Raw genomic sequence first — 7,728 nt, forward strand, 5'->3', positions numbered from 1 at the left:
ATCACCGCCCACGCCTTCTCCGTCAACTCACCGCGACCAACCACCGGGCACAACTACCAGAGGTCCAGCTCAACCGCTTACAGGACACGCCCTAGCCGGCGCAGCTCGGGCCCCGCTCGAACGGCGCCCACGATGGACCTGACAGGTTGCACCAGCTGATGACCCGAAGTTGGGCCATGACGAGGATCGCACTGAATGTAGTCGATCTATCACGGAGTGCAGTATTAGCCGCTGTTCGCGTTATCGGCCGCGGGCTGAGTTGGCATGACGGTCTCGAATTCCGTCGTCTGGGTGTATCGACGGACCTCATCTCCGAGATGTGGTTGCGAACTCCCGAGAGTTCACGTATGCTCTCTGTGATACGTAAGTTCATCTCTGGGGGTAGTCGATGGCAGATGTGGCCACGTACGAGCACGAGTGTCGGGTTCGGGACTGTTATGCGGCTGAACTTGAGCAGCATCGGCCCGGCGAGTTGCTTGTCGCACGGGAGAACAGTTATGCGGGTACGGCGGTTCGTGCGGACATGCGGACGATCGATCGTGACAACGTCATTCGCCTCTGGGAATTCAAGATTCGCGCTGGTTACAAGGCGCTCGGCCAAATCCAGGTTTACGTCGCGATGGCACGACGTGCTGAGGGGTACGTCCATCTGTTTCGTGGCGTAATAGCTGCCTTCGAGTTCCAGTCGGAGATTGTCGAAACTGTCGAGATAATGAACCTTAACATTGAACTGGTGACCCTCCCGTCCGTCCTTGCCCGTGCTGGCGGAATCCCACGTGATACGGTCCAAGTCGCGATTCCGCAGATTCCCGATCCCCATCACATTTTTACCTGCTCGGACCCCGAAGCCTTCAACTGTTAGGAGAATCAACTGTGAGCACTCCGTTCATTGCCCAGCAGAAGTTGATAAGTACCACTGATATTCCTGAGGACTCGACTTATGGAGGCATGCGCATTGTCCGCGTCGGATCGGACGATGAAGCTCGGAGTAACTTTGAGGGCCGTCGGTATCGTTTCCAGCACGAGACTGAAAAGCGGCACATCATTCGCGGTACACTGAGCTTAAAGGGTGCAGCGGATGGTTACCGCATCTGTGTTTCAATTCATCCAAGCCTGCGTCAGTTCACTGATATCGTCCGGTATAATCCGTCGGAACCGCCGAAGACGGTCGACTACGAGGCCATTGGCATGAGGGCTGCACATGAAAAGACGCAGAGCGACTTTAAAGGTGCCAAGGCCACTAATCGCAGCGACTTTCGGCGCTACATCCTGGAGGCGATTCGTGGGGAGCGTGTCGCCTATCTGCCCACTGTTACCGGATGGCAATCGATCGAAGAGTTTGAGGAAGACCCTCAGCCAATCTTTGTTGCCTTTGACGAGGCTAATCCAGCAGCGCTCTACGGTGAGGTCTACTTGCCCAAGCGGCCAGTCATGCAAGCTGACGGGCAAACCCAAACGGCCGCCTTATTCGAAGCGTCTCAAAGTGGTGTCGCGCTGAAAAATGGTGCTCTTGATACTTTCTTCGTGGCTCTCGAAATCGAACTCAAGGTTGGCGTCGATGCGGCCGCTCAAAGTTTCGCAGACCGTAATGGCCGTGGTACCAAGAAGAACGCGAACCTGGTGGCGACCTACGACACCTCGTCAGCTCTGTCCAGGCTGCGAAATGCTGCCATCAAGGACACTGTTTTCGAGGGCCGCGTCGCAGACGGCCGTAGTACAGGCGCCACGCTTACGGCGATCCAGAATATCGTGGATGCTTCTACGCTGGAACAGATGCTCCTCAATGTAATTTCGCATGGCAATCGTAAGCGCGAGCACCTCAAGCATCATCATATTCCGTTCGTTCTGCCGTACTGTCGCGAGTTTCTGCAGATGCTTGAGGATCAATTCGGAGACACTTGGCGGGACACCAAACAGTCCGACACCTATCGGCGCCTGTATGTTCACGGCTGGGCCTTCGCTCTCAAAGCCCTCGCGCTGGCCTACAACCAGGCGCGACGCGACAAGCTGGGTCCGATTATGGACGTAATGGTGCAGGAGAAAACAACAGATCATGACACGATCGAAGATCTCGAGAAGAAGTTTTCTGATGCGATGACGGAGGCGACTTCGCCATCTCCGAAGATTACCTTTGATGAACTCAAGCGACGTCTCGCCGCGATCGATTGGCGGCGTGATCGAAAGCACTGGATCCAGATTACTGGCTTTCTTCAGGAGAAGAGTGGAAAAAAGAAGACCGTGAAGCTGAAGACTACGGGAGAAGTTGTCGTCGCTGCGGCCGCGTCAAACACTCCTGCGCATATTAGTCAGGTAGAAAACAAGATCCTCTCGGACGCGTGGACCGATCTCACGCTGCACGATTCGGAGCCTGTCGACTCCTGACTGTGCCGCATCACATTCAAGGTGGCCATGTCTGATGGCCGGCGTGATTGTGTGTCCATGGCGAAGATGAGCGTCAAGACCTAATCGAATATCATGAAATGAGGGAGGGTCTCCAGTCTACGTGCTCACCGAGGCCCGCACGGTCTGGAGGCTTGTCCCGCCTCACTCTAACGCTTGTGTCGTCGCCTGTAGAGCGCTGTGGCAGAACCGGGCGTCTGCCTCACAGCGTGAGCCGTGTGGTTAGTGTGCAACTCGCCCCTCGGACACAAAATGCGGGATATCTCCCGCACCGCAGAGTAACAGGCCCGCCACGGCGGTTCTTTCTGGCGTTCAGCCTCGGTCAACCTCAGCTACGCTGATCTTGACCGAGCCCTCCCTGTGCGACCGTTGTCGGGGAGGGGCGTCATGACCGGCATCGTGCCGCCTGCGCTCCCGCCTCGCACCGGCGGCCCCGAATCCGCTCCTGTACGAACCGGAACCCTCGTCCCGCTGCCGATACCGGCGCTGCCGGACCTAGCCACCGATGGGCAGCGGCGATTCTCCACCGCGCTGCTGGACGCCTCCGGCCGGATCCAGGATCGCGGCATCGTCACTGCCCTGGACTGGAAACCCGGTGACCGTCTGCTGATCACCCAGATCCGCTCATCCGCGGTGATCTGCCGCCGTGGCGACGGCGTCTTCCGGATGACCACCAAACCCTACGTCGTGCTGCCCGCACCAGTCCGGCACGGCTGCCGGAGCCACCGAATTCCGAGCCACCGCCGGAGCTGTGAGCGGGTGGGTGGCCTGCGGTCTGGTCGTCCTGGCCGTTCTGGTGATGACGGTCGCGGCGCTGAGCCTTGCGGACTACCGCTACAACCGGCGGGTTCGCGCGCGTCCCGGCCGCACTGTGGCTGGTATTCGGGCCCGGGTAATCCGCGAGCTCGCCGGGGCCAAAGCCGCGCACGCCTCGGCGGAGGTTCTTCCGGTCGTTCAGCCGGCGCCTGCTGATCAGCCGACAGACCGGCTGCCCGCGTCGCTTTGCCCAAGCGCTCCCGGCCCTACGCCCAAGTCCAGCGTGGGCCGCGTCCATCAGCGTCAGTCGTGGTGCCCGACGACGCCGTGGTGCAGCGCGTCCTCGAGGGGCTGGTGACGTTGTACGGCTGGGGCTCGGACGAGCCGGACGGCGACACCTCCAACCTGCCGACCCGTCTCCAGCAGCTCGGTACGCGGGTGCTCCCGGCGGCGAAGTGCGCCGACGCGCAGCAGTCCGCCGGTGAGATCTGCACCGACAACCCGCATGGCACGGACGGTCCAGGTGGCGGTGACTCCGGCGGGCCGGCCGTCGAGGTCGTCAACGGTGTGCCGCAGCTCGTGGGCACCTGCAGCCGGGCGGCAGCGCAGTACCCCGGTCAGTCGCCGACGGTCTACACCAGCTCGCCGGACTTCCGGCGGTGGCTGTACGGCACGGCGCGGGGTGGTTCGGCCGCGTAGGCAGGCAGTGATGCCGTTGGGCAAGTTTCTTCGGTGCCTGGCTCAACGGCACCCCTGACGCCATGTTATCCACTCCGACACCCCCGAAAGCAGACATTAGGTCGACCGAAAGGACTCGTTAAACCGCCATGGAAATCCGCAAATCCGCCAGTGACCCATCAGGCGGCGGCGATGAGACTGCCGAGCTGGAGAGGCCCGAGGCCGCACATGCAGAACTTGGCGTGGCGATCGCGCGGGACGCAGCTGCCGTGCGGGATGCGGTCAAGGCTGGCACGGTGCCAACAACCTCGGGTCTCAAGCTGTCGCAGCTGCTGGACAAGCTCGCGGACGAACTCTGCCAGGTCGCACAACCGTCGGCCTCGTCTGCCGAATCCGCCTCGGATATCGACGCCCGGACGGAAGGTGAGTAGTTCTACGCATCGCCTGCTGCGCAGATCCACGTGAGTCGCCAATTGAGGGCTGTGATCAGCGCGTTGGGGCGTTGATCAGGGCAGATCGCCTCCCGTAGTGTGATGTTGCGACTACGGGGAGGGATGCACGATGGGGTTCCGGACGGTACCGGACGCTCTGCGCGCGGCGGGCCGCGCCGGCAGTGACGCTGTCAGTCAATTGCACGGTGCGGACTGCGGACAGCCGGTGAGCGGCGTCCCGGCCGCGGTCCCAGGTGGCCGTGCCGCCGGAGCCGCCACCAGTTTCAGCGACGGCTGGGGACGCACGTTCAGCCAGTGGTGTGGTGACGCGGAACGCTACAGCGGAGATCTTGGCACCGCCGCGGACAATTACCAGCGCGGCGACCAGGCCGCCGCCTCCAGCGCCCAGGACGCAGGGCGGCTGCGAGGGCCGCGCTGATGGTCAGCCTGTCGGATGTCAAGCGGTGGAATACCGGTCAGCTGAACGACATCGCGCACACCATGCAGCAGCGCTTGCAAGTCCTGACTCATTCGGGTGATGATTTCGGCAAAGTCATGCCGGTCGACGGCTGGGCCGGACCGGCCGCCGACAACGCCGCTTCGACGCATCGCGGCATGATGGCGCGTATCGACAAGCTGGCCGCCGGAGCCAGCATCGTCGCCAAGTCGCTCGGTCAGGCCGCCGACGCCATCACCGGCGTGCAGCACGCCATCACCAACGCCGAAGAACTGGCCCGCAAGTACGGCTACCAGATCGCCGACAACGGCACCGTCACCGACGGCTACCCTGCAGGCCAAGCGCCACCAGAGCTGAACCCCGACGACCGCGCCCGCGCCCGTACCGAAATCACTGACGCCATCGCCCAGTCGCTGCGCACCGCCGACGACATCGACAGCGACCTCGCCTCGGTCCTGAACCGGGCCGAACACGGCGACTTCGGCACCGGGGACGAAACCACCGTCACCGCGGCCGCCGCCGACGGCGCGAAAGATCCCGGGCTGACGCTGCTGGAACCGCCGAAGGACGGCACGCCCAGCCAGAACGCCGGCTGGTGGAACTCCCTCTCGCCAGCTGGGCAAGCCATCCTCCTGCGCGACCACCCGGACTGGCTCGGCAACCTCGACGGCTTGCCCGGCTCCATCCGCTCACAAGCCAACATCGCCCGTCTGCCCGCTGAACGAGCCGACCTCGAGCGCCAGCTCACCAACGCGCAAGCCTACGTCGACCAGATCAAGAACATGCCCTGGCCGCCACCGGGTCTGCTGCCCGACGCGCTGGCCAAACAAGATCAAATCGAAGCGAAGCTGAAATCGCTGGACACGATCGGTGCAACGCTGTCTCAAGGCAACCGCCAGCTGCTGACACTCGACACGTCAGGCGAGCGAGTGAAGGCGGCCATAGCGGTCGGCAACGTCGACACCGCCGAGCACGTGGCCGTGTTCACGCCCGGCTTTACCTCGACCGTCGATGGCAGCATGGTCGGCTATGACCGAGACATGGACAACCTTCAGAAGCAAACCCAGTCGATCTCGAACATTTACGGGGACGGCGGAAAAGTCGCGACAGTCACCTGGATCGGCTACGAAGCGCCGCAGACCGCCGACGTGCTCAACCCTGATTTGTCAGTGGGCAATGACAATCTCGCGAAGATCGGCGCACACAAGCTCGACGGCTTCCTCAATGGTCTCGGCGCATCTCACGACGTCCAAAACCAGCCGCTGCACTTGACCGCGCTCGGCCACTCCTACGGCAGTCTCACCACCGGCATCGCCCTACAACAGGCGACACCAGTCCACGATGCGGTGGTCTTCGGCTCACCTGGCCTCGACATGCAGACACCGAGCGATCTCAAGGTGCCACAGGGCCACGTGTACTCGGAATGGTCGGATCAAGACCCGGTACCGCGCCTGGACATCGCCCACAACTTCGGCACCTCGCCGTACCAGGGCATCTCCGGTGGTTCGGTGGCGAGCATCGAACAGCTCTCCACCGGCGACGCAACCGGAGCCGGTGGGCAACCGCTGCACGCCACCCATGAGCACGGCCAGTACCTGGACAACAACTCCACCAGCCAATACAACATGGCAAGCGTCGTAGCCGGACGACCGGACATGACCGTGCGCTACGCACAACCGTGGGAGGTCCCATCGCCGCCGCCTACCCCGGGGCAGCCCATCCCCGCACCTCCGGGCACTGACCCCACGCCGCCCCCACGCCCACGATGACGAGAGCACCCTGCCAGCAAATGAAGCGCACCCTGACCCTGGCCGCCGCACTGTGCCTGACGCTCGCACTGAGCGCGTGCGGGCCGGACGTCCCCCCGGAGACCACAGTGAACCAGAAGGCCGAGCAGTTCAACCAGCTGATGAAGCGCCCTGACATCGATCAGGCCGTCGCCCAGTATGAAGAGATGTACGACAAAGTTCGGACGAAGCTGTCGGCGCTCGTCCCCTCTCTGAAGTGGCGTCAGACCGACGATATCTCTGGATCTGGCTGCGGGAACGACTTCGCCGCCGTCAACGCCGGTTTACGCGCATACGACGCAGTCGAACGTGGCCTGCCGAACTGGGTAGCCGACGGGAAGGTACCGGATGACCAATGGGAAGCCGCGCAAGCCGCCGTCGACAACACTCTGCGGTCTTACGGCTTCGACTCCGGTCCCATCGTGGTGAAGAACCAGGCGTCTAACCACTACGTGACCTTTCGCGCGCCGGACGGTTCGGAAGTCACGTTCGGTAGCGCGGTCAACACCGGCCTCACGGTACGCACTGGCTGCCACCTAACCGCCGAGGCGAAGAAGCGCGGGACACCCGCACCGGTCCCGACTTACTGACAGATGGCCCGGGTGCCAGCTGCGGCGGCGGACTTCTTGGAGCAGGAGAAGCACCCGCTGACGTGTAAGCAGCCTCGGAAGATCGTCGGCGCCGACCACGACGTAAGCCGTTTGTAAGAGCGAAGCGAACGAAGGAATGACCTCCAAGCACCCGTCAGACATGTTACTGACAACCCGACTCGTCATCACGACCGATGGGGTTTGCCGCGGCATGCTGGCTGCTGGCCACTGCTGGCGGGATCGTCGCATTCGGACTCGCTCCGGCTGGTGCGATGAGCAGCGACCCGTGTCGACCGGATGACAATTCATTCATCTGCAGTAGCTCTGGCCAGCATGTCGTTTTCTGGCTTCCTGTCCTCGGTTGGATCATCGCCATGGCGACGGCATTGGGTAGTACCGTGAAGATCGTTCGACATCGCAAGTCATCTTGGCTCGGTATCGTTGCTGGGCTAGTGGCCTATTTGGCGATGATTTGCGCTGATTGGATCCTCGTATCGACCTTGACGCCAAGATGATCTAACGGTAGCCATGCGCCTAGGTGTTGCGGGTCATGACGTTGGTGACGCGGGCGAGGGCCTGAGACGAGGGACGGGTCTTTCGGCGGCAGGATGAGAAGTGCGACCAACTCG

General features: G+C 62.4%; 6 protein-coding genes. All 6 read left to right on the plus strand.

From position 1 onward, the window contains the following. Positions 1-388 precede the first annotated feature (388 nt). The 6 genes from ACWEN0_RS49905 to ACWEN0_RS49930 all read left to right on the plus strand — a co-directional run bounded on the left by ACWEN0_RS49905 (position 389) and on the right by ACWEN0_RS49930 (position 7,099). Positions 389-862, plus strand: coding sequence for a hypothetical protein (locus ACWEN0_RS49905; protein WP_451988793.1), 474 nt, complete (start codon positions 389-391; stop codon positions 860-862). 11 nt (positions 863-873) lie between these two features. Continuing rightward, entirely contained in the window at positions 874-2,382 is a 1,509-nt protein-coding gene (locus ACWEN0_RS49910) for a DNA sulfur modification protein DndB (RefSeq protein ID WP_451988794.1), read from the plus strand. 1,086 nt (positions 2,383-3,468) lie between these two features. Continuing rightward, positions 3,469-3,855, plus strand: a complete 387-nt coding sequence (locus tag ACWEN0_RS49915; protein WP_451988795.1) for a trypsin-like serine protease — start codon at positions 3,469-3,471, stop codon at positions 3,853-3,855. 128 nt (positions 3,856-3,983) lie between these two features. Further along, the gene (locus ACWEN0_RS49920) at positions 3,984-4,265 is read left to right on the plus strand and encodes a hypothetical protein (RefSeq protein WP_451988796.1); all 282 of its coding nucleotides are present in this window, start codon (positions 3,984-3,986) and stop codon (positions 4,263-4,265) included. A 438-nt stretch (positions 4,266-4,703) separates the two neighbouring features. Continuing rightward, complete coding sequence (locus ACWEN0_RS49925; RefSeq protein WP_451988797.1) at positions 4,704-6,491, plus strand: alpha/beta hydrolase; 1,788 nt, start codon at positions 4,704-4,706, stop codon at positions 6,489-6,491. Between the two features lie 20 nt (positions 6,492-6,511). Continuing rightward, positions 6,512-7,099, plus strand: coding sequence for an LppA family lipoprotein (locus tag ACWEN0_RS49930; protein ID WP_451988798.1), 588 nt, complete (start codon positions 6,512-6,514; stop codon positions 7,097-7,099). Positions 7,100-7,728 lie beyond the last annotated feature (629 nt).

Source organism: Amycolatopsis sp. NPDC004378, from assembly GCF_053602455.1.

Bases quoted from the DNA above. Each gene is read 5' to 3' on its own strand.
- ACWEN0_RS49905 (WP_451988793.1), top strand. From the start codon at position 389: ATGGCAGATGTGGCCACGTACGAGCACGAGTGTCGGGTTCGGGACTGT.
- ACWEN0_RS49920 (WP_451988796.1), top strand. From the start codon at position 3,984: ATGGAAATCCGCAAATCCGCCAGTGACCCATCAGGCGGCGGCGATGAG.
- ACWEN0_RS49925 (WP_451988797.1), top strand. From the start codon at position 4,704: ATGGTCAGCCTGTCGGATGTCAAGCGGTGGAATACCGGTCAGCTGAAC.
- ACWEN0_RS49930 (WP_451988798.1), top strand. From the start codon at position 6,512: ATGAAGCGCACCCTGACCCTGGCCGCCGCACTGTGCCTGACGCTCGCA.